We start from the raw sequence: 21205 nt of genomic DNA, 5'->3' as shown, positions 1-21205 counted from the left end.
CGAAGTTTCGGGCGCTCACGCGGTGCGGAACGCGAACTCCGTCATCTGCCGGTAGGCGGTGGCCAGCCGCGAAGTCCAGTGGCCGACGATGTCCTTTCCGATCTCCGCCGTCGCGGAGCGCGGGTCGCCGATGACTCCGTTGGTGGTCAAGTCGTCGCTGAGCCACGCCGTGGGCAGCGGGCCCTCGAGGCTCAGCTCACCGGCGGCCGGATACAGCTCCGGCAGGTGCGCGCCACCGGCCACCGCGCGCTCCAGCCGCACCGCTTCGGGCGCCAGGTGCAACATCACCGAGGTCTCGACGAAGCCGCCATGGATCGAGAACTCCGCGTCGGGAAGGTCGAGCCCGGCGGGGACACCGAGCCTGCCGGTGGTCACGGGAAACACCAGCAGCCCGGTGTCGGTGCGGATGTCGCGCGCGGCGACGTCCAGCAGCGACGGATTCCCGCCGTGCCCGTTGACGAAGGCGAGCCGGGTGAAGCCGGACGCGGCGACCGAACGGCCGACGTCACGGAGCACGGCGAGCAGTGTCTCCGAAGACAGGCTCATCGTGCCCGCCCAGCCAAGGTGCTCCGTCGACTTGCCGTAGTGCAGCGGCGGCAGCAGCCATACATCGTCGCCGGCGACGTCGGCGGCGAGCGCGGCAACACGCTCGGCGACGCAGGCGTCCGTCATCACCGGCAGATGCGGCCCGTGCTGTTCCACCGCGCCGATGGGCTGCACGACGAGCGCGCGCTCCTTGCCGATCGCGGCGACGTCTACAGTGGACAGACGATCCAGCAGCTTCGTCATGCGCCACCGCCGAGGACGTCGTGGTCGGTGCCGTCCCAGTCCACCACGGTACCTTTCGCGACCAGTTCCGCGAAACCGCCGGGCATGGCCCCGGAATCCTCCGCCATGATCGTGACGGTGTAGAGCCGTTCGGTGGCGGAGGTGTTCACGATCCGGTGGGTGGAGCCGGGGTTCAGCACGAGCGCGTCGCCCGCCCGCAACGGCACCGTGTGTTCGTCACTGTGCGCGCGGCCGGTGCCGGACAGGACCACGAAGATCTCGGTCGACTCCGGATGCGAATTGTCGGGCTGACTCCCACCCGGTTCCCAGACCTCGAAGAAGACACTGGCCGGCGAACCGTCCGCGGGGCCGGCGAGCAGCGCGAGTTTGACGGTGTCGCCTGCCGAAATGAGCTGGGGCGTCACCTCGGCGAGATGCCGCAGGGTCGGTGGGGTACTCATGATGCGTCCTTCGTGAAAGCGGCCAGCAACTCGGCCGCGGGCGTGGAAAAGCCGTAGCACTGGCGGGTGTTGTAGAGCGTCGCCTCGTGGCAGAACGCCGGTGACGTGGTCGCGGACGCGCCGTCGACCAGCACCACGTCGTAGCCGAGGCACGCGGCGTCGACCAGCGTCGAATACACGCACTGGTCGGAGTTGACGCCGGCGAAGAACAGGGTGTCGACGCGGAGATTGCGCAGGATCGAATCCAGCGGGGTGTCCCAGAACCCGCTCATCCGGTACTTGTCCACCTCGATGTCGCCGGGCGCGACGCCGAGCCCGTCGACGAGCGCGGCACCCCAGCTTCCCTTGGTGAGCACCCTCGAACCGTTGGGCAGCCGGGCGCCGACCCCGGTGCCGCGGCCGTCCGGGTCGTACACATGCGACACTCCGGGCGGCAGGTTCGCCTGGTCCTCGCGGTTTCCCCAGTTCACCCACACCACCGGAACCCCGGCGGCGCGCGCGGCGGGAACGAGATCCCGCACCGCCGTGATCGCACCTGCCAGCGGCGACACATCCACCCCGATGCCGTGCAGCCAGCCACCTTCGGCGCAGAAGTCGTTCTGCATGTCCACGACGATCAGCGCGCTGCGGGCCAGATCGGCCGTCAGCGGGGCGGGCAGCGCGGAGATCCCGGTGGGACGCGGTGGCCGGTGCGGGCGGCGGAGGTCGACCCGGCCGTCTTCGAAGCTCCAGCGGTTCGGGTGGTGGGGCGTAGCGAGCGCACTGCCGGTCATCGGACGCTCCCTTCGATCGTGGCGGCGAGGTCGAGCAGCGCGAGGTCGGTTCCGGCGGCGCCGACGAGGCAGAGCCCCGCGGGACGGCCATCGGCGGTGCGCGCCAAGGGCAGGGACACCGCGGGCAGTCCGCCCAACCCGGCCAGGCACGTGAGCCGCAAAGTGCCGGCGCGCTCGGCCTCGACGATGTCCGCGCCGGCGTTGCGATCCGGTGCCCCGCCGCGAGTGGTCGGCAGGACCAGCACGGCGCCGTCCAGCAACGCGCGCAGGCGAGTTCGTGCTTCGGAGACAACACCCCGCGCCTCGTCGGCCTCGGCCGCGCTGACCGTGGCGGCCGACGCGAACCGGCCTCCCACGTCAGGTCCGAGTACGCCGGGATGCGCGCTGAGCCACTCGCCGTGCGCCTGCCACGCCTCGAAAGCCTGCACTGTCCGGAACGCGGCGAACCACGTCTCGAGCGTGGACGAGTCGAGATCGCCCGTCTCAGCGGCGGGCAGAATCCCGGCGGCGACCAGGTTCGCGCGCACCCCGGCGCACGCGGCCCGCACGTCGTCCGCGGCGTGCGCCTCGACGGCGGGCAGAACCATCATCCGGGTCGCCGCGGCCGCGGTTCCGGTCACCAGGACGTCGGCGATCCGGCGCGCGGCCGGAACGTCACGGGTGAGCCAGCCGACCGTGTCGAACGAGGGCGCGAGCGGCAGCACCCCGGCCGACGGAACCGCGCCGTGAGTCGGGCGAACGCCCACCAGTCCTTGGTACGAAGCCGGAACCCGGATCGAGCCCGCGGTGTCGGTGCCCAGTCCCACCCGTACCTGACCGGCCGCGACCGCCGACGCCGGGCCACTGCTCGAACCGCCGCCGATCCCGCCGGGCACCGCGACGTTCGGGGCCGTGCCGTAGTGGGCGTTCTGCCCGGCGAGGCTGTAGGCGAACTCGTCGGTGCGGGCGATCCCGGTGATCTCGGCGCCCGCGGCCAGCAGCGCGGCGACCGCCGGGGCCGTGGTGCGCCGCGGTTCCTGCTCGGCGAGCCAAACCGGGTTTCCCGCGCCGAGCCGCTGACCCGCGACCTCGAACAGGTCCTTCACCGCGACGGTCGTCCCCTCGAGCGGGCCGCCGCTCGTGGCGGCGACGAGCGGGGTGCCCACGACCCGCCACACCGCCGGGTCCACCGGTGGCGCGGCGGCGGGCCTGCCTCCTGCGGGCAGCGTGACGTGCGCGGCCGTCACCTTCCACTCCCCCGCGATGTGGTGCCACAGCTGGGTTTGCAGTCCGGTGGCGCCCGTCGCCGGTTCCACTGTGGACGCCATCACGAGCGCGGCGTCCGTGCCCGCCGGGCGCACGAGCAGCCGCGCGACGCGACGGGTCGGGATCACCTTGCGGCCGGACCGGAACCCGGCGATGGAGTCATGTCCGACGAGCAGGACCTTGCCGTCTCCGCGCACGGTGTCCGGGCCAGGCGCGAAAAGCCGGTCCAGCGCCTCGACATCGTTGGCCAGCAGGGCGGTCTCGTAGGCGTCGAAGGCGGCGAGCAGGCCGTCGGGCACCGGGACCGGGCAGTTCACCTCCAGTGCGGGGGCGCTCATCGTGTCACCTCCTCGAAATCCGCGAGCCGGATGCGCGCGTGCGTTCCCTTCACCACGTCCACCACCTGCGAGATGTCGAAGTCCGCCGCGGCCGAGAGGTACGCGTACGCCAGTTCCGGTGCCATCCCGAAGACCGAGCCCAGCAGCGTGATCGCGTTGCGGCCGCACTTTTCGACGGCGACGTCGAGGTCCTCGTCGAGTCCCGTGGGGATCAGGAATTCGCCGGTGCGGGCGAACGGGCCGACGACCGCGCCGAACCGGGCACGCGCCTCGGCCGCGGGCACCACGTCCACGGTCAGGGTGGCGCGCAGCGGCGCTTCCAGCGCGGTGAGCGCGACTTCCCCGTTGCCCTGCGCGAAATGCGGGTCACCGACATAGAAACCCGCGCCCGGCACCTGCACCGGCAGGTACAGGGTGGCCCCGGTGCCGAGCAACCGGATGTCGACGTTGCCGCCATGCTGTCCCGGCGGAGTCGAGTGCCGGCGCGGCGCCGGGGTGGCCACGCCCATGACGCCGAGGAACGGCGCGATCGGGAACCGCACCGGACGGCCGGTGTCGCCGGGGTTCAGCGGGAGGGTGCCGCGCGCCTTGCCGACGCCGAGCGCGAGATCCTCCACGGCGCAGAAGACGCTGGTGATTTCCCCGGCCACGGGGAAACTCCCGGGCAGCAAGCCCTTGCCGTGCCTGCTCGAAACGACACCGTATGGCACCCGTGGCGCCAGTTCGCCGACTCGCACCGCGAGCAGGTCACCAGGCCGGGCGCCGCGGACCTCGATCGGCCCGGTGACCACATGCGGGCCGCCGGTGAGATCGTGGTCGCCGTCGGCGGCGATCGCGATCGCGTCCAGGAGCACGTCGCCCGCCGCGACACCGTGCGCACCGAAGAACGAGACAGGATCCCGGCCCTGGTCCTCGAGAATCCCTTCGTGGCTCACGGTGTCGACGACGAGCGTGGTACCCGGCTCGACGGACAGCGCGGGTTCGTCGTCCTCGCAGGGCAATCTGCCCCAGGTCGTGGTTTTCCCGGTGGCGGGAAGGTAGTTCGGGGTGTGCCCGGTCAGCGGTTGCAGAATGGGCGCCGTCTCGTCGCGCGGTGGCAAACCGGTCAGCGTCAACGATCCTCCTCCGCGGTGCCGCGCTTTTCGTAGCCGTCGCGGGTCAACTCGGCGACATCGGCGAGATGCCGGGCCATGGCGTCGCGCGCCTCGGCCGGGTCGCCCGCCGCGACGGCCTTGAGAATCGCGCGGTGCCCGAGGTAGGAAACCTCGCGGGCGTAGCGCGACGAGTGCGAGAGCACGCGCGTCGACGACGTCCAGGAACAGGCGAGCGTGTTGATCGCCGACATCAGCGGGTTCTGCGCGGCCGTCGCGATCAGCACATGGAACTCCAGGTCCAGCCGCAGCGACTCCTCCGGCTCGACCTCCGCGATGGGATGCCGCAACACGTTCTCGAGTTCGAGCAGGTTCGCGGCTGTGGCCCGTTCGGCGGCCAGCTCGGCGAGCCGCGGCTCGATCGTCGCGCGCAGTTCGGCGACGTCACGCAGGTGGTGATCGGCGTCGGAAAGCCGCGAGTACAACGTCTGGACCTGCTCGGGCGCGGTCAGCACGGTGGTGCCCCGGCCCGGCCTGCGTTCGACGAGGTGCTTGGCCTCGAGTTCGTGCATCGCCTCGCGCAACGACGCGCGTGACACGCCCAGCCGCGCGGCGAGCTCCCGCTCCGAAGGAAGCCGGTCGCCGGGCCGGAGTTCACCGACCGCGATCAGCTTCTCCAGATATGCGGAGATCTCGGTACTGACGCTGCCGCGAAACGCGCCCGGCGCGGGATGCGGCAGCCGCAGCGCGGAGACCGGCACCAAACGGCGCCCCGGAGGTGACGTCGCATCCGGCGTCCCAGAGGTGCTGTCCACACCCGTCCTTCCTGCGGAGTTCGGCACCGAACCACCGATTCGGCGGTTGGCCTGACCAATTCGACCATAAGCGCGGAATTGCCGGGCGAAAAGAGTGACGGATCCTCGGAAACCCGTTGTTTACACGCGAAATATCTTCGACACTTCCGCTGGCGAGCGCGAATGTTTCGGCCACGTGAAGTTCCGATTCGGCGGTTGACGGCACGTCAGCGCGCGGGTCAGAGTGTGCGCAAGGTCCGCTTGGTCGGACCATCTCCCGACGACGTCGTCCATAAATCGAGCCGGACCCGTTTCGGCGATACTGTCATGCCCTTTTCCCGGAAGCCCCGAACAATGACCGGTCCCCGTTTTTCGCGACTAATGGAGCCGCCACGATGTTCCGTTCCCCCTCCCGTTGGGCGCGGTTGCGCCTCGCGTTCGCGGCACTGATCGCCGCACTGGTACTAGCCGCGTGCGGCGCCGGGTCATCGGCTTCCCGGGACTCCGGCGACTCGCTGACCGTGCAGCTGTCCTGGTTCAGCAACGCCCAGAACGGCGGCTGGACCACCGCGCAGACCCAGGGATACCTGGCGCAGGCCGGGCTCTCGAAGGTGTCGATCCTGCCGGGCGGCCCGAACGTGTCCGGCATCCCACTGCTGGCCGCGGGCCGGGCCGATATCGCCGTCACCACCGCCGAGTCCTATCTGCAGGCCAAGGCGCAGGGGCTGCCGGTGATCGCCGTCTACAACGAGTTCGACGTCGCGCCCACCGGTGTGCTCGTCAAGAAGTCGACGGGCTGGACCAGCTGGGCGGACCTCGCCGGGAAATCGTGGACGGTCGCGCCGGCGAGCCTCGGCTGGCAGTGGGTGCAGCACAGCCAGGGGCTGCAATTCACCACGCAGAACTTCAACGGCACCTACAACGCGTTCTTCGCCGAACCGGACGGCATCACCCAGGGCTACCCGACGAACACCGTCTACGAGGCCCGTAAGCAGAACATCGAACTCAACTATTTCAGCTACGCCTCCGCGGGATTCAACCCGTACGGCCAGGTCCTCGTCGTCACCGAGGATTACGCGAAGAACCACGCCGACACGCTTCGGAAAGCGCTTTCCGCATTGTCGAAAGGCTGGACCGCGTACCTGACCGACGTCAGCGCCGCGGCGAAGGCGAACGAGCAGATGGTCAAGGACAACAATCAGCTCGCGGCCGACACCAACTGGTTCACCTGGGCCGGGCAGCGTCCGTTCGTCATCGGCAGCCGCGGCGGGCAGCAGATGGGCGCGATGGCCGCCGACCGCTGGGCCACCACGGTCGACCAGATGAAACAAATAGGCGCGCTGCCCGCGAGCTGGAACCCGGGTGGCGCGCTGTTCGACAATACGTTCCTGCCCGCGGACACCATGCCCGATTCGGCGGGACTGCCCGATGCGCCCGCCGGGTCGTTCCAGGGTCCCGCGCCGGCTGTTTCGGTCCCCCAGGGGTGATGGCTCAAAGCCCCAAGGCGCCCATGAGCAGAGCCGCCACCGCGGCGCGGTGCTCGGCCGTGTCGCGCCAGCGCAGCCTGCGCCCGGCCTCCACCACCACACCGAAACCGGCGTGCACCAGCACGCGCGCCTGGCGCGAGTCGAGGTCTGACCACGCCAGCCGGAGTTGCTGTTCCCACAAGGTGATGTGCTCGCGCTGTGCCACAACCAAGGGCTGTTGCAGGCTCGCGGGCAGGCCGCCGATTTCGGCGTCCGCGACGCTGGTGAGCGCGTTGTGCTCGAAGCTGTACGCCACATACGTTTCCGCGAGCGCGACCAGGGCGTCGTGCGGGTCGGACACGCCTTGAAGGTTGTGCTCGACCGCTTGCGACAGGAGACCGGCCGCCTGCAGGCACGCGGCCGCGAGGATGTCGGCCTTGCCCGGGAAATACCGGTACAGCGCGGAAGGGACGAGCCCCACGGCGTCGGCGATGCGGCCGTTCGTGACGTTGGCGAACCCATGCTTCTCGAACAGTGGGATGGCGGCGGCGATGATCTCCGAACGCCGGGTGCGCGGCACCGGCTGGGCGGGCAGCTCGACGAGGCTTTGGTTCCCCACCGCCGCCGTCGGGTCGGTTTCGACCACGCGCAGGGCCGACGCCTGCAGCACGTCCTCCACCCGCCGCTGGGCGATCGACGTGTGGTGCATCGTGATGGACCCGATCACGCCGAGCGCCGCCACGGCTCGCAGGTCGTCCTCGGGGCCCGGGTGCTCGCGCCGCACCCCGTCCGCGACCCGCCCGACGACGTGCGCGAACTTCTGCCGGAGCAGGCGCCGGTCCTCGCGGTTGAGGTACCGCGCCTCCCACCGGTACACGCCACCGGACGCGCGATGCGTGACGGTGACGCGGGTGGCGGCGGCGAGCACGTCCGCCAGCGGCGCTTCCGCCGGCACCTCGTCGAGCGCGGCGACGAGCCGGTCCACCATGACGTTCGCGCATTCGGCGAACAGCGCGTATTTGTTCGGGAAATGCCGGTACAGCGCGGCCGCGGTGATGCCGACGGCGGCGGCGATCTCCTCCATCGACGCCGCGTGGTAGCCGCGCTCGCTGCACGCGCGCCCGGCCGCTTCGACGATGAGCTGCTTGCGGTTGCGCGGCCGGACGGCCGCGGTGGGCTCAGCGGTCACAGCGGCACCCGGGTGGACGTACGCGGGAACTGGGCCATACGCACCAGTCAACCACGGAACGCCCGCCCGGCCGTGTGGCCCGGGACGCTCATCGCACCCGCAGTTTGCGCATCAGGCCCAGCTGCTGGTTGGTGCGCTTCACGAAACCGCCGACAGCCGAGTTCGACGGCGGCCCCAGCGGCATCAGCCGTTGCGCGGCGATCGTCTGACTCTCGGTGTACTTGCGGATCCCCTCGGCGCCGTGCCGCCGACCGAGCCCGCTGTCGCCCATGCCGCCCATCCCGGCTTCGATGCTGCCCGCCGCGGCGGTCGCACCGTCGTTGATGTTGACCGAACCGGACCGGATCCGCCGCGCCATCCGGTCGGCCTCGGCGGCGTTCTTCGACCACACCGACGCCGACAGGCCGTAGTTTCCTTGGTTGGCAAGGGAAACAGCCTCGTCGTCGGTGGCGTAGGGGTACAGCGAGACCACCGGGCCGAACGTTTCGTCCGCGCAGACCGCCATCTCCTGCGTGACGCCTTCGAGCACCGTCGGCTCGTAGAACAGCGGGCCGATCTCGGGACGCGCGTGGCCGCCCGCGAGCACCTTCGCGCCCTTGCCCACCGCGTCCTCGACGTGCGCCTCGACCGCCGCCAGCTGGGCCGGGGACACGAGGGACCCGATGTCCACCGAGTAGTCGTAGGACTGGCCGAGCCGCAACGCTTCGGTCACCCGCACGAGCTCGTCACGGAAGGCGTCGTAGACCTTTTCGTGCACGTAGACCCGCTCGATGTGGATGCACATCTGCCCGGTGTTGGCGAAGGCGGCCGCCGCCGTTCCCGCCGCCGCGGCGGCGATGTCGGCATCCTCGCGCACGATGAGCGGGTTCTTGCCGCCGAGTTCGAGCGACGCGCCGACGAGCCGCCGCGCGGCGCGTTCCGCCACCGTACGGCCGGTGGCCGTCGAACCGGTGAAGCAGACGAAATCGGCTGTGTCGACCACGGCCGTGCCGACCACGGAGCCCGGACCGGCCACGATCTGCCACAGGTCGGCCGGGAGCCCCGCCTCGGCCATCAGCTCGCGGGTCCACAGCAGGGTCAGCGCGGTCTGCGAATCCGCCTTGGAGACGACGGCGTTGCCGGCGAGGAGAGCGGGCAGGACGTCGCCGACTCCCAGGTACAGCGGGTAGTTCCAGGGGGAGATGATGCCGACGACGCCCTTCGGCACGCGCTCCTCGCGGACCTTCGTCAGCACCGGCAGCATCCCGCGCACGCGGTTCGGGGCCAGGTAACGCCCCGCGCGGCGCGCGTAGTGCCGGGCGATCGTGGCGACCTGTGCGACCTCCTGCCAGGCGTGGAACCGCGCCTTGCCCATCTCCCACTGGATCAGGTCGAGCACCTGATTCTGCCGCCGCAGCAACAGATCGTGGAAGGCGAGCACGATTTCGGCGCGGCGCGCGATCGGCGTGGCGGCCCACTCCCGCTGGGCCGCGCGGGCGCTCGCCGCCGCGGCCGCGACATCCTCCGGCGTGCACGTGGGGACGGGCGCGATCGGCGAAAGGTCGTACGGCGCGACGGCGGTCAGCGGCTCCTGCGGCGAATCCCGCGTCACGTCCCGGCGCACCCACTCGCACCACCGCGCGACCGACTCGTCGGTCACCCACGCCGGACGCGGACTCGCCGCGAGTGCCGGGCTCTGCTCGTTGGTCATCCGGGCTCCTGGGGGTAGCGGTGGGAGGTGCCTCTTGCCGACCGGCGGCCTGGCTCGATATGTTAACGAGAAATCACACCGTCGATCAAGTGGGATCCTGGCTGATCTGCTCCTGAACAAGCGCTGATACTCCTACCAAGGAAGCTAGGTAAGTAAATGAGCAATCTCAACCGAAGGCGAGCACTGTCGCTCGGTGTCGCACTGGGTCTCGTCGGCGTGGCCGGTGTCGCCCCCGCGTGGGGATCGACGGCGACCGCGGCGGCGGGCACGAGCACCGACCCGTGGTGGGTCTGGGACGACGAAGTCGACGCGCTGGTGAAGGGGCTCATCGAGAGCGGCCAGGTGCCGGCGGTCAACACCGCGCTGCAGTCGTGGGTGAACAACAGCGACCCGCTGCCCAGCGGGCTGCCCGCCGACCTCACCACGTACCTGCGGAAGGTCAACGCGCTGCCCTCGTGGGCCGACCGCGCGAAACTGCGCCTCGCCGCCGACTTCAACCGGCGCAAGGACACGTACCTGTTCATGCTCTACGGCCTCGGCAGCGGCATCATGAGCACCGTCATCCCGCGCGAGGCCAAGTCGGTGTACTGGTCCGCGGGCGGTGCCGACATGCAGAACCGCGCGGCCAAGACATTCACCTTCGGCTACGACCTTGCCGATCTCAACGCTTTCGAGCCCTCGGGCCAGTTCGTGGTCACCGCCAACAAGACCCGCCTGGTGCACGCCGCGGTGCGCCACCTCCTCCCGCAGTCGCCGCACTGGACGGCCGTCTCGCCGGACGAGGCGGTCCCGATCAGCAACGGCGACATCCTCGTCACCTTCCACAGCCTCGGCACCTTCGTGCACCGGAAGCTGAAGGAGTGGAAGGTCCCGATGACGACCGCGGAGGAGGACGCGTTCCTGCACTCGTGGCAGGTCGCCATCCACATGCTCGGGGTGCGGGACGAGTTCATCCCGCAGACCTGGGCTGCCGCGGACGCGCAGTCGGCGCAGGTGCTCACGCCCATCCTCACGCCGACGACCGAGGGCAAGGAACTGGCCGAGGACCTGCTCGGGCTGACCGCGCAGGTCGACCTCGGCGTCACGCGCGGGTTCCTCAACGAGTTCGTGCGCTATGTGCTCAGCGACGAGATCGGCGACTGGCTCGGCCTGAAGCGCGACTACGCGGCGGCGGCGCTGGTCCGCACGGCATGGCCGACGTACATCGCCTTCCGGGAAGGGCTCCTGCCTGTCGTGCCGGCGGGGTTCTACATGTTCGACCAGTTCGTGCGCGCACTGGCGATGCTGTTCCTCAACAAGGGAACCTCCCCGACGACCACACTGATCACGATCCCGACCGGCAACCGCCCCGAATCCTGAGCAGCGTGCTGGATCGCGTTCTCGGCCCGGCCCGGGTCAGTGGCCCCGCGGCCCGGGCCGGGGCTCCGGCACCGCATCGCCGGACTCGCGGATTCTACGAGAGCCCGTTCGCCTTGCCGATGGCCTTGCCGAAGTTCTTGTCCCAGTTGTTGTCGGCCGGGTTGCAGTGGTACGTGGTCACCCACTGCCCGTTGTCCTTGTCCCAGTACGAGCTCATGTCGTAGTGGACGCCGTCGTCCTTCGGCGCGCCCTTCGGGTACTGGATGTTCTTGTTGTTCCCGTCGTAGCTCTCGCGCTCGGCATTCGCGGCGTCGTAGTCCTTCTGCGCCTGATCGTGGTCCTTGGCGGCCTGCTGGTACTGCTCCTTGATCTCCGCGGCCTCCTTCCGGATGCCGTCCCTGGCCTCCTTCGGCGCGTTCTTGTACTCCTCCTGCTTGTTCTTGAACGCGTTCTCGTACGCGTCCTTCTCGTACTTGGCCTCGTCCAGCTTGTCCTTCTTCGCGGCGATGTCCGCGTCCATCCGGCCGGCCGGGCCCTCCTTGGTGTGGCGGGCGGCCTCCTTCGAGAAGTAGTCCTGGTGCCATTTGTCGCCGACGTAGCCGGGGAACTTGGTGCCCTTGCCACCGTTGTACTTCATGCCGAAGCTCGTGTTGCCGACCTGGTGCTTGCCCTGGTGGCTGTCGACCTGCACCTTGACGTTGCCGTCGTTGTAGAGCTCGTGCGTGTCCTTCGAAGCGGACGGCGTCGTGGAGCTCTCGGGCAGGTTCGACGCGTCGTTCCCCGCGCCCGGCCGTTTGTTGCCCTTCTTGTTCTTCTTCGCCGCCTCTTCTTCACACGGCTTCATCAAGCCGAGCGGGTCGGCAGCGGCCAGCGGGTTGGGCACGTAGGCCGCCGGGTTCGGCGCCGGCACCAGCCCGAGCGGGTCCTGGCTGAGGTACCGCCCGGTCGTCGGGTCGTAGTAGCGGTAGACGTTGTAGTGCAGCCCCGATTCGGCGTCGGCGTAGTGGCCGCGGAACCGCAGCGGGGTGGCGGCGGGCGCGTTCTCCCGACCCCACAGCGCGGGATCTCCTTGCCACACCAACGATCCTGCCGTGTCGACCAGCTCCGTCGGCCTGCACTGCAGATCCGAGACGATGGCGAGGAACCTGTCGTCCACAGTGGACGAACGGTGCAGCTGGACGAGCGGGCGCTCGTCCTCCGGGTGGTACTCCCACACGGTCACGTGCCGGGTCTGCCGCTCGTCCACGTGCACCTGCTCCACGAGAAGCGCGCCGCTCCAGGTGAACTCGTAGTACTCGGCCACGACGCGAGCCCCGGCGGGCGTGGTGGTCACGCGCTGCTTGCCGATCCGGCGGCCCAGCGGGTCGTAGCGGTAGAACCACTGGTGTCCCTCCGGAGTCGCGAGCGCGATCAGCCGGTCGTTGCCGTCCCACACGTACCGCCAGACGCGGCCGCCTTCGTGGCGCGCCGTCACCCGGCCCTCGGCGTCGTACTCGAAACCGACCGCGCCCGCGGACAGCAGCCGGTTGTTCGCATACCGGCGTGGCCCGGCCGTCGGCGCCGGTTCCCTTGCCTCCACGATGTTCCCGGCGCCGTCGTACCCGTAGACCTCGCTGCCGCGCGGGGTGTTCCGCTGCAGCACGCGACCCGCGGCGTCGAGCACGAACCGCGTCTGCCCGGCCACGTCGTCGTCGATCCCGGTGAGCAGCCCGTCGCGGCGGTAGGTGAACCGGCGCTGCCGCGGCGGCGCCTGCCCGGCCCGCACGAACTGGCCGACGAGGTTGTCGTCGGCGTCGAAGGACTGCCCGAGGGTGACCGCCGCGTCCACGGTGCGCGTGGTCTCCCGGCCGCCCTCGTAGCCGAAGCTCAGGGTGTGGCCCGCGACGGTGAGCGAAACAGGGCGCCCGTTGGCATCGAAGCGCCACGCACTGTCCACTCCGGACGGTGTCCGGCGAGTCACCGTGCCGTCGGCGGCGTAGGTGTGGGTCAGCGTCCGGCCGTCCACGGACTCGGCGAGCACCCGGCCCTGGAGGTCGTAGGTGACCCTCAGCTCCGCGTCACCGATGACGGCCGAGGTCATCCGGCCGACCGCGTCGTAGCCGTAGTACGTGGTGCCGGTCGGGCAGCGGCGCTCGATCACGTTGCCGAGCTCGTCGTAGCGGTACTCGGTCCGCTCGCCCGCCCCGTTCCAGGTCTGCACGACGCGACCGGCCCGGTCGTAGGCGAAACGCAGGGTGCGGCCGTCGAAGTCGGTCTCCTCGATCAGCTGCCCGGCCGCGTCGAACCGGTAGCTCCACGTCAGGCCGTTCGGGTTGGTGACGGCGACGAGCCGGAGTTCGGTGTCGTAGGCGTAGGTCGTGCGCGCGCCCGCTTCGTCGACCGTCGCGGTGCGCAACCCGAACGGCCCGTATTCCGTCCTGCTGGCGAACCCTGCGCCGTTGACGCGCTCGAGCTCGTGGCCTTCCGGGTCGTAACGGCGCGTCTCCTGCACGCCGGAAGGCTGTGCGCGCAACCGTTCCTGCCCGTCGACGGTCCAGCCCAGCACGACCGGCCGCCCGGAGGAGTTGAGCACCGACTTGGGCCTGCCGAACAGATCCCGCTCCGCGGGTTCGGCCGCCGGACGCGGACGACGGCGGGACGCCTGGTCCTCGCTCAGCCCCCGCGACACGCCCAGCGTTTCCTCGAAGGGGTCCGGCGCCTCGTCGCGCGGGTAGAAGCGTGTGAGCCCTTCGTCCGTCTCGATGGTGAGCCCGTCGGCGTCCTGGCTGATCCACAGCACCGAACCGTCCGGCCGCGTCACCGACTCCAGTGCGCCCACCGCGTCGTAGCCGTACGACGTCGTCAGCCCGAGCGGGTCGGTGCGGGTCAGCAGCCGGTCGTAGCGGTCCCAGGTGTACGCCGTGACGTTGCCGAGTGGGTCGACGCGGCGTGACAGCTGGCGCGCAGCGCTGAAGTGGTATTCGGTGCTGGCGCCGAGAGAGTCGGTGTAGACGGTGATCAGGCGCTCGCGGTCGTACGCGAAGGTGCCGCTGAAGTAGCCGTCCGGGCCCAGCGTGCGGACGCAGCGGCCGTTTTCGTCGTACTCGTACCGGTACCAGGTGCCGGTACGGTCGAGCCAGCCGGTGATACGTCCGTGCTGGTCGTACTGGTAGCGCGCGGCGACGCCCGAGGCGTTGACGAGCTGTACGAGCCTGCCGAAGTCGTCGTAGCCGAAGGTGGCGACCTGGACGGACTCGCCGGTGGCCGCGTCGATCACCTCGATTCCCGTGATCCGCGTGCGCGTGCCGCGCAACCGGATCACCCGCCCGTCACTGTGGCGCAGTTCGGACGGCGCGCCCGCGGGCGTGTGCGTGATGTCCGTCCGGCCTCCGTCCTGCTCGACCGCGACGAGCGGCTGCACGCCCGGGGCCGCGCGCGGCCCGAAGAACAGGCTCGCGTCGCGGGTGTCGAGCCGGTACCCGGTGCCGGTCGCGGCCAGCGGCCACCGCGGGCCTTCCAGCGGCAGGGTTTCCGCGCCGTCGGCGGGCACCGGATAGCTGAGGATCATGCCGTCCGGCGAGAAGTAGCGGATGCGCTCGGCGCCCACCAGCAGCCGCTGGTCCAAAGTGGACGTCCAGTTCTCGCCGAACCACTGGCCGCCGCGGTAGGACGAGAGGTGGGTGCGCTCCAGCACGGGCATCCCGGCCAGCTCGGCGTCGGTCTCGCTGACCAGCACGTCACCGGTCATCACGTCCACCGGGTCGGACTCGCAGTAGCGCTTGTCCTTGCCCACCGCGTCGTTCCGCTCCGGCGGCGGGGTGGTGTCTTCGCTGGAGTTCTTGTGGCCCGCGCCGGAGGCCGTGGTCCTGTCGCCGACCGGATCGAGGTTCTTCGCCCCGGCGGGCAGGGTGCCGACGTCGTCCGGCTTCGCGGCCTTGCCCGGCTTGAGGTCCCGCATGCCCTTGGCCGCGGTCTTGAACAGCCCGCCCGCCTTCGACAGCAGCTTGCCCAGCTCGCCGAGCGCCTTGGTCAGGTTTTTCATCAGGCTCGCGAGCTCCCTGGCCGTCTTCGCGACCAGGTTCACCACCTGCGGCACGACCCACGCGAGCCCGATGCCGAGGGTGAACAGCACCTGCAGCGCCCACGAGATCATGTGGCCCACGACCTGCGCGATGGTGTCGCGGACCAGCATCCGCACGGCGGCGACGACCTCGCCCGCCGTCTTCACCCCGCTCGACGCGCCGTCACACGCTTTGCTTGCGGCTTCGAGGGTTTTCGCCACCTCGTCGGCCTGTCCGCGGTACGCGTCGGCACCGGGTCCGGTCCAGCTCTGGATGTCCGCCTTGACCTGGTTCGCCAGGTCGGTGCTGACCTCGCCCAGCTCCTTGGCGATGTTGCCCCAGGTTTCCGACAGCGCCGTGACCTGGTCGGGGCTGCCGGTCAGCTTGTCCAGCGCCTCCTTGAGCGGGCCGACGTGTTCCATCAGCCAGCCCACGCCGGCCGCGAGGATCGAACCGAACGGGTCGGCGACGAACGCCAGCGCGTCCATCGCCGTCCCGGCCACACCCATGACCGTCGAGGCCCAGTCGCCGCTTTCGATCCCCTTCTTCAGCGCCTCGGCGTCCTCCACGATGGAGATGCCGGACCACGCCTGGGTCGAATCCTTCGGCTGCGCCACCAGCGGATTGCTCATGAGTCCCTTCCCACGGACACCGATCTTCCGGGAAAAGTCTGCCAGAGCCTTGGCCAACCGAGTGAAAGACTCTCACCTCTCTTGCGGATCCGGTGCGCTAGCAAATGCAGGTGCCGCCCGGCCCGTCACAGGTGCACGGACCCACGCACCACCCCTCCACGAAGCAGTCCCAGCAGTCGAAGAGCCCGTGGCACGCGCAATGCGCGCCCGAGCACGCGTACTCGGTCTTCGTCGGGCGGTTCTGCTGCGCGACGATCCGCGGCTCCGCGGAGCCATAGCCGCCACGGTTTCGCGCCGTGTAGTACGGCCTGGACGCCGGCCGCAGTGAGTTTTCCGCCGTGTATTCCGGCATCCGCACTGTCCTGGTCAAGGGACTCGCCCTCCTCATCGATCGAAATAGTCGGCCAGTTTGCCCGCGAGGAACAGGAACTGCTCGGTCACGTCGACACGGACGAACTTCTTCTCGCTGACGTCGGTCTGCCGGTGCGTGTACGTGAACACCACTTCCACGATCTTGCGCGCCCCGCTGAGCACGGAGGGCAGAACCTGGACGCCGGTAAGGGAAAGGTCGCGCGCGTTCGCTTCCGCGGCCGCGCCGTAGATCGCCGGGTACCGCACCGCGAGATAGTTGAGCGCGCGGTGCGCGTCGGTGGCCCCGGCGTTGTCGGCCATCTGCATGATCCGGTCCAGCAGCCCGCCGGCGACCTGCCGGAACTGATCCGCGTCGGCCCCGGTCACCGATTCCGGCCGCGGGATCGCGTCCACCAGCGCGTCGCGGTCGAAGGAGTAGATCTGGTCGAAGGCGACGGTGGGCAACGCGAGGCCGTTGCAGGCTTCCGGTGGCGCGATGGGGCCGAGCGTCCCGATCACCACGTCCAGATCGTCGCGCCGCGGCTCGTCCCGCACGGCTTCGGCGAGCAGCTCGAAATCCGATGGGTCCCGGGGCCGCAGGATGTAGCATTCGACGCCCTCGACGGAGAAAACCCAGCACAGCGACCGGGCGAGATAACGGTTCTGCCGGTCGGTGACGAGCGTCCGCAGCAGTTGCCGGTCGGTCAGCCCCGATCCGGTCAGCCGCCCGCCCGCCTGTGCGAACTCCTTTTCCACCGCCAGGCTGGGAAATCGGGGCTCGACCTTGCCGAGCGCGTAGACGAAGGAGGGAGCACCCGTCGCGTGCGCCAGGTCCGTCTGCGGACCGGCGACGGTTTCCGCCATGACTTCACCTCATTTCCGCGGCCCGGACAGCACCATCCAGGTGTTCAGCCGTTCCGCCCGTGCCAGGCACGGGCCGCAGGGTTTGATCCCCAGCAACGAAGTCGCGCGTTTGACCACGTCCCCGAGCCCGGTGGCGGAATCCGCCGTGAACCCGGGGAGGCGGACCCGATGCCGGGGGCTGTTCTCCTGTTCGGCATGGGGGTCGATCGGTGTATTCACGGCCGGACGCTCCTTTCCCGCACCAGTTCCCGCAGAACCGTGTGTGCGCCCCAGGCGTCCAGCAACGGCGGCACCACCCGCCGCCGCATCGGGCGGCCCGGGGACAGCAACGCGTACTTGACCTCCGCGGCCGTCGCGGCCGGGAAGAGTGACCACAGCAGGGCGGCGGCGCCCGTGACGAACGGGGCGGCCACGCTGGTGCCCGCCATGACAGTGGTGCCGCCGTCCGGTGCCAGGCTGACCACTTCACCGTCCGGCACGGCGAGACCGCGCCCGATCGAGGCGCCCAGGGTCGACCGGCCGCCGTCGGTGGCCACCGGGACGACCCAGGGATGGCTCACGACGGCGGAACCGCCGAGTACCGGGCGGTTCCCGGCCGCGGCGACGAGCAGAACCCCGCTACGGGCGGCGTGGTCGATCGCGTCGGCGAGCGCGGTCCCGCCGCCGACGCGCGCCCCGGTCTCGGCCGCGCTCAGGTTGACGATCCGCGCCCCGGCGTCCACGCAGTCGATGACGGCCGCCGCCAGTTCGGCGGGCGAAGCGCCGTCCGGCGAATCGGTGGGGAGGGGCCGGACCAGCAGCCCGCAGTCCGGCGCGAGCGCGGGCGCCGCTCCGCCGCGGTGCCCGGAGAGGATCCCGGCGACGAACGTCCCGTGGTCCGAGGGCGTCTCGTCAAACCCTGGCAGCACACGGAGATTCCGGGCGTCGAGCCCGGGGTGACCGGGCGGCACCGGGCCGTCGATCAGTCCGATGACGACGTCGGGGCGGCCGGCGGTCAGGGCCATGAGCGGCGCCAGCCCGGCACGCTCGACGGTCACCGCCTCTTCCGGCGCGGGTGCGTTCGCCATACGCGACCTCCGTCCAGTCCGGACGCCCTACTAGTCGCGCGTACTGGCCGGGCATTACCGGAGCACCCGGAAATGCCCCGTTCGGACCAGCCGGGCCGGCTCAGGCCCGCAAAGCTCCCCGGCGCCGTTGCCAGTCCGTCACCGCGTCGCAGCCTTCGTCGATCTCCGCGCGGAGCAACGCGGCCTGCTGCGTGGCGAGCTCCTCACCCAGCAAAGCCGGAACCCGTTTTTCCAGCGCCGCCAACGCTTCCCAGGGAGTCACACACAGACTGCCCACTTCGGCACCGGCCGACGGCGGGGTCAGCTCCTCCTCGATTCCCGCGCGCCCGGCCGCCAGCAGCGCGGCCACGACCAAGTGCACCTGCGCGTCCGCGCCGGCGAACCGGAATTCGAGTCGCTCGGAGTCGCCCTGCCCAGCCACCCGGACAGCGCAGGTGCGGTCGTCGACGCCCCACTTCAGCACGCGCGGGGAGAACGGCGCCGTCCGCAGCCGGACGTAGCTGTTCCACGTCGGCGCCCACAACGCCGTCAGGGCACGGGCCTCGCGCAGCACCCCGGCCAGGAAGGCCCGCATCGGCGCGCCCTGGATCGACAAATGGACATGGCAGGAGTTGCCCTGTCCCGGTTCCGGTGCCGCGAGGTAGTTCGCCGTGACGCCGTGCCGCGCGGCGACCGAACGCACGATCAGCTGCTGCAGCATCGCGTCGTCGCACGCGGACAGCGCATCCCGGTGCCGCAGCACGATTTCGTACTGCCCTGGATGGCATTCCGCCCGCGCGGACTCCACGCCGAGTGGCTCCAGTGCCTCCCGCAGATCCGCCAGCAACGGACGCAGCCGCTCGGTGCCACCGACCGCGTAGTCCACGCCGTGTGCCGTCAGCGGCCCGTCCTCGTCGGCGAACACGACCTCGTGCTCGATCCCGATCGAGGGCACGAAACCCTTGCTCGCCAACGCTTCCAGCTGTGCGATCAGCACCTGCCGTGGCGCGGCGCCGACCGGTGAGCCGTCCGGCCATTCGGCGTCGCACACCACCGCGGACACCCCGTCCGGCAGCAGCGTCAGCGAGGCGAGGTCCGGCCGGATGCGCAGATCGCCGTAGCCGTCGAGGTATCCCGGCACCGGCACCGCCTCGCGCTCGGGCGTCCACGCGAAGACGTACGTGCACAGCCCGTACCCGCGCTCGAGCACCTCCTCCTCGAAGAACCGGCGCGACAGCTCCACCGCCGCGAACCGCGCATGCGGATCGGGCACCAGCAAGAGCACGCGGGAAACGTCCGGCGGCAGCGAAAGCGCTTTCCGGTCACCCAGCCCGCGCGGGCCGAGAGCTCTCACCAAGCACCCGCCGGATCGGGCGCGTGCAGCGGGTTCGGCGCGCGACCCCAGCGCACGTCGAACTCGTCGTCGCGCTCGACCTTGTCGAAACCCTTGCCCGCCAGGTGTTCCCGGTTCAGCGTCACGCGCTCGACGTCGGGCGCGAACAGGCGGCAGGCGTCGAAGCGCTCGGCCACGTCCGGGTTATGCGCGCGGTAGGCACGAACGATTTCCCTGACCAGCTCCCAGAACCGCGCCCGGGACAGGTCCAGGTCGTCGAACAGGATCTCGGCCCAGAACCGCAGCTGACCGGAGAACACCGAGCTGAACAGCGACTGCGCCAGCAGGTGCGCGGGCCAGCGCAGCATCTCGACCTCGGGGTCGAGCGAGGCGTAACAGTCGAGCTCCTCGTCGAGAAGATCCACGCCCTGCGCGAAATCCTTGATCGCGACGCGCAGCGGGCGGCCGTCCTGGTCCACGATCAGCACCAGGTTCTGCCCGTGCGGGCAGAACCCCACGCCGTAGCGCAGGAGCCATTGCAGCAACGGCGTGAGCGTCAGGTCCAGTACGCGCGAAAGCCACTCCTCCGCCGCGAGCCCGCTGCGCCGGATCAGCTCGGTCAGCACCGAGTTGCCTTCGGGATCGCGGTACGGCAGCGCCGCGAACGACAGCGCCTGCTCGTCTTCGGCCAAAGTGGACAGCAGCGGCTCCCGCCACAGCGCGCCGAGCGTCTCGTGGAACCGGTACGGAAGTTCTTCCAGGTTCCCGAAAAGCGGATGCCGGACGGAAACGCTCGCAACCTCACCGAGCAGTTCGAACCGGTATCGCTCGCTCAGCAGCGGGTCCGCCGCCGACACCTGCTTGAGCCAGCTCGTGACGGCCGGGCCGGCCAGCGTGGCTGCCGAATCAAGCCCGCGATACACCAGCGTGTTGCGCACCGACACGGCCGTCTTCACGTCGCGGCGGCCGGGGCGGCTCACGTTCGCCAGCGTCCGCACAGTCTGATGTGGACGGTAGTGGTCGCGGCTCGGGCCGAGGTCGATGAGCAGCCCGCTCGCGAGCTCCGCGGCGTACAGCGTGCCGATGATCTCGTCGGCCTGCCACGGGTGCACTGGCAGCCACAGGTAGTCCGCCGGGTCGCCGGCCTCTTGGACGCGCTCGGTGAACTCCGTGCGCTGCTCGGCGTCGAGCTCGTCGAGCAGCAGCAGCTGCTCGCCCAGCTCCGGCACCGACCGGAACTGCGCGTGGTCGCGGTGCACGGCGAACCAGCGGAGCTGGATGTCGGTGCCGGACTCGGGCGCGTAGGACTCCCTGTCCACGGCCGAAAACCCGACCCGCCCCTTGTTCAGCACCAGCCGCGGATGCCCGGTCAGATGGCCGTCGGCGAGGTTGTAGTCCATTGTGGACAGCTTCTCCGCCGAGGGCGCGTCCTGCAGCCGGACGGCTTCGTTCGCCACCGTCGCCGTCAGCTCGGACAGCACGTCGGCGAGGCGCAGCCCGGAAAGCCCGAGCACGGTGCGCGCGTCGACGATCAGCGTACGCGGGTCCTCGGCCGGAACCCCTTGGCGCCGCGCGCTTCCCGGCTGGACCGACCAGGAGTCGAACGCGCCGCGGCGGGCCTTGAACTCGTAGACCACCTCCCCCGGCAGCACCAGGCGCCAGCCCCGGTAGGCCCCTGGCGTCTCGTCCTCGACGGGCTCGGGCTCGAACATCCCCTCGTAGGAGAGCTCGCCGAGCATCTTGTGCACGACCAGGGAGCCGGCCT

Annotated in this window: 17 protein-coding genes; 3 read left to right on the top strand and 14 right to left on the bottom strand. The window is 70.4% G+C overall.

All coding sequences use genetic code 11. The features are described 5' to 3' along the window. Positions 1-15: 15 nt before the first annotated feature. From FPZ12_RS04035 to FPZ12_RS04010, 6 genes are read right to left on the bottom strand one after another with little or no spacing between them, the layout of a single operon-like run. The gene (locus FPZ12_RS04035; RefSeq protein ID WP_144745601.1) at positions 16-789 is read right to left on the bottom strand and encodes a creatininase family protein; all 774 of its coding nucleotides are present in this window, start codon (positions 787-789) and stop codon (positions 16-18) included. Beyond that, the gene (locus FPZ12_RS04030) at positions 786-1229 is read right to left on the bottom strand and encodes a cupin domain-containing protein (protein WP_144745600.1); all 444 of its coding nucleotides are present in this window, start codon (positions 1227-1229) and stop codon (positions 786-788) included. The genes FPZ12_RS04035 and FPZ12_RS04030 overlap by 4 nt, the downstream gene beginning before the upstream one ends. Beyond that, a complete protein-coding gene (locus FPZ12_RS04025) occupies positions 1226-2002 on the bottom strand; it encodes a cysteine hydrolase family protein (protein ID WP_144745599.1) in 777 nt (258 codons plus the stop codon). Before FPZ12_RS04025 ends, FPZ12_RS04030 begins: the two co-directional genes overlap by 4 nt. Further along, on the bottom strand, positions 1999-3585 hold the full coding sequence (locus FPZ12_RS04020) for an AtzH-like domain-containing protein (protein ID WP_144745598.1): 1587 nt from the start codon (positions 3583-3585) through the stop codon (positions 1999-2001). The genes FPZ12_RS04025 and FPZ12_RS04020 overlap by 4 nt, the downstream gene beginning before the upstream one ends. Then, positions 3582-4700 carry an acetamidase/formamidase family protein gene (locus FPZ12_RS04015; RefSeq protein WP_208025729.1) on the bottom strand — a complete coding sequence of 373 codons (1119 nt, stop codon included), beginning with the start codon at positions 4698-4700 and terminating at the stop codon, positions 3582-3584. The genes FPZ12_RS04020 and FPZ12_RS04015 overlap by 4 nt, the downstream gene beginning before the upstream one ends. Continuing rightward, a complete protein-coding gene (locus FPZ12_RS04010; protein WP_208025728.1) occupies positions 4697-5491 on the bottom strand; it encodes a FadR/GntR family transcriptional regulator in 795 nt (264 codons plus the stop codon). The genes FPZ12_RS04015 and FPZ12_RS04010 overlap by 4 nt, the downstream gene beginning before the upstream one ends. Before the next feature lie 374 nt (positions 5492-5865). Here FPZ12_RS04010 and FPZ12_RS04005 point away from each other — a divergent pair, with 374 nt between their 5' ends. Beyond that, on the top strand, positions 5866-6957 hold the full coding sequence (locus tag FPZ12_RS04005; RefSeq protein ID WP_144745597.1) for an ABC transporter substrate-binding protein: 1092 nt from the start codon (positions 5866-5868) through the stop codon (positions 6955-6957). Positions 6958-6961: 4 nt separating this feature from the next. On the opposite strand, the gene FPZ12_RS04000 is transcribed toward FPZ12_RS04005, so the two are convergent. Beyond that, positions 6962-8125 (bottom strand): TetR/AcrR family transcriptional regulator, encoded by a 1164-nt coding sequence (locus FPZ12_RS04000; protein ID WP_144745596.1) that lies wholly within the window; start codon positions 8123-8125, stop codon positions 6962-6964. 88 nt (positions 8126-8213) lie between these two features. Then, positions 8214-9815 (bottom strand): succinic semialdehyde dehydrogenase, encoded by a 1602-nt coding sequence (locus tag FPZ12_RS03995; protein WP_144745595.1) that lies wholly within the window; start codon positions 9813-9815, stop codon positions 8214-8216. A gap of 156 nt (positions 9816-9971) precedes the next feature. Here FPZ12_RS03995 and FPZ12_RS03990 point away from each other — a divergent pair, with 156 nt between their 5' ends. Further along, on the top strand, positions 9972-11174 hold the full coding sequence (locus FPZ12_RS03990) for an oxygenase MpaB family protein (protein ID WP_144745594.1): 1203 nt from the start codon (positions 9972-9974) through the stop codon (positions 11172-11174). Positions 11175-11268: 94 nt separating this feature from the next. On the opposite strand, the gene FPZ12_RS03985 is transcribed toward FPZ12_RS03990, so the two are convergent. Further along, positions 11269-15846 carry an RHS repeat-associated core domain-containing protein gene (locus FPZ12_RS03985; protein WP_144745593.1) on the bottom strand — a complete coding sequence of 1526 codons (4578 nt, stop codon included), beginning with the start codon at positions 15844-15846 and terminating at the stop codon, positions 11269-11271. A gap of 104 nt (positions 15847-15950) precedes the next feature. On the opposite strand from FPZ12_RS03985, the gene FPZ12_RS45455 reads away from it, so the two are divergent. Then, the gene (locus FPZ12_RS45455) at positions 15951-16124 is read left to right on the top strand and encodes a hypothetical protein (RefSeq protein ID WP_166462563.1); all 174 of its coding nucleotides are present in this window, start codon (positions 15951-15953) and stop codon (positions 16122-16124) included. 106 nt (positions 16125-16230) lie between these two features. Here the strand turns inward: FPZ12_RS45455 and FPZ12_RS03980 are convergent, their stop codons facing one another. From FPZ12_RS03980 to FPZ12_RS03960, 5 genes are all read right to left on the bottom strand, one after another. Beyond that, positions 16231-17061 carry a cyanobactin maturation protease PatG family protein gene (locus tag FPZ12_RS03980; RefSeq protein WP_166462562.1) on the bottom strand — a complete coding sequence of 277 codons (831 nt, stop codon included), beginning with the start codon at positions 17059-17061 and terminating at the stop codon, positions 16231-16233. A 9-nt stretch (positions 17062-17070) separates the two neighbouring features. Next, entirely contained in the window at positions 17071-17280 is a 210-nt protein-coding gene (locus tag FPZ12_RS03975) for a hypothetical protein (protein ID WP_144745592.1), read from the bottom strand. Continuing rightward, entirely contained in the window at positions 17277-18128 is an 852-nt protein-coding gene (locus FPZ12_RS03970) for a S8 family serine peptidase (RefSeq protein WP_208025727.1), read from the bottom strand. Before FPZ12_RS03970 ends, FPZ12_RS03975 begins: the two co-directional genes overlap by 4 nt. Before the next feature lie 100 nt (positions 18129-18228). Beyond that, positions 18229-19461, bottom strand: a complete 1233-nt coding sequence (locus FPZ12_RS03965) for a glutamine synthetase (RefSeq protein ID WP_243769660.1) — start codon at positions 19459-19461, stop codon at positions 18229-18231. After that, a complete protein-coding gene (locus FPZ12_RS03960; protein WP_144745634.1) occupies positions 19458-21179 on the bottom strand; it encodes an IucA/IucC family protein in 1722 nt (573 codons plus the stop codon). Before FPZ12_RS03960 ends, FPZ12_RS03965 begins: the two co-directional genes overlap by 4 nt. Positions 21180-21205: the final 26 nt, after the last annotated feature.

This window comes from Amycolatopsis acidicola, assembly GCF_007713735.2.
In the GTDB taxonomy this organism is placed as follows: domain Bacteria; phylum Actinomycetota; class Actinomycetes; order Mycobacteriales; family Pseudonocardiaceae; genus Amycolatopsis_E; species Amycolatopsis_E acidicola.
This window is presented reverse-complemented; position numbering and strand designations above follow the sequence as displayed.

Excerpts from the sequence above, each read along its gene's own strand:
- FPZ12_RS03970 (WP_208025727.1), bottom strand. The coding sequence starts at position 18,128 with ATGGCGAACGCACCCGCGCCGGAAGAGGCGGTGACCGTCGAGCGTGCC.
- FPZ12_RS04020 (WP_144745598.1), bottom strand. The coding sequence starts at position 3,585 with ATGAGCGCCCCCGCACTGGAGGTGAACTGCCCGGTCCCGGTGCCCGAC.
- FPZ12_RS04035 (WP_144745601.1), bottom strand. The coding sequence starts at position 789 with ATGACGAAGCTGCTGGATCGTCTGTCCACTGTAGACGTCGCCGCGATC.
- FPZ12_RS03960 (WP_144745634.1), bottom strand. The coding sequence starts at position 21,179 with ATGCTCGGCGAGCTCTCCTACGAGGGGATGTTCGAGCCCGAGCCCGTC.
- FPZ12_RS04025 (WP_144745599.1), bottom strand. The coding sequence starts at position 2,002 with ATGACCGGCAGTGCGCTCGCTACGCCCCACCACCCGAACCGCTGGAGC.
- FPZ12_RS03990 (WP_144745594.1), top strand. The coding sequence starts at position 9,972 with ATGAGCAATCTCAACCGAAGGCGAGCACTGTCGCTCGGTGTCGCACTG.
- FPZ12_RS45455 (WP_166462563.1), top strand. The coding sequence starts at position 15,951 with ATGCAGGTGCCGCCCGGCCCGTCACAGGTGCACGGACCCACGCACCAC.
- FPZ12_RS03980 (WP_166462562.1), bottom strand. The coding sequence starts at position 17,061 with ATGGCGGAAACCGTCGCCGGTCCGCAGACGGACCTGGCGCACGCGACG.
- FPZ12_RS03995 (WP_144745595.1), bottom strand. The coding sequence starts at position 9,815 with ATGACCAACGAGCAGAGCCCGGCACTCGCGGCGAGTCCGCGTCCGGCG.
- FPZ12_RS04030 (WP_144745600.1), bottom strand. The coding sequence starts at position 1,229 with ATGAGTACCCCACCGACCCTGCGGCATCTCGCCGAGGTGACGCCCCAG.
- FPZ12_RS04005 (WP_144745597.1), top strand. The coding sequence starts at position 5,866 with ATGTTCCGTTCCCCCTCCCGTTGGGCGCGGTTGCGCCTCGCGTTCGCG.
- FPZ12_RS03985 (WP_144745593.1), bottom strand. The coding sequence starts at position 15,846 with ATGAGCAATCCGCTGGTGGCGCAGCCGAAGGATTCGACCCAGGCGTGG.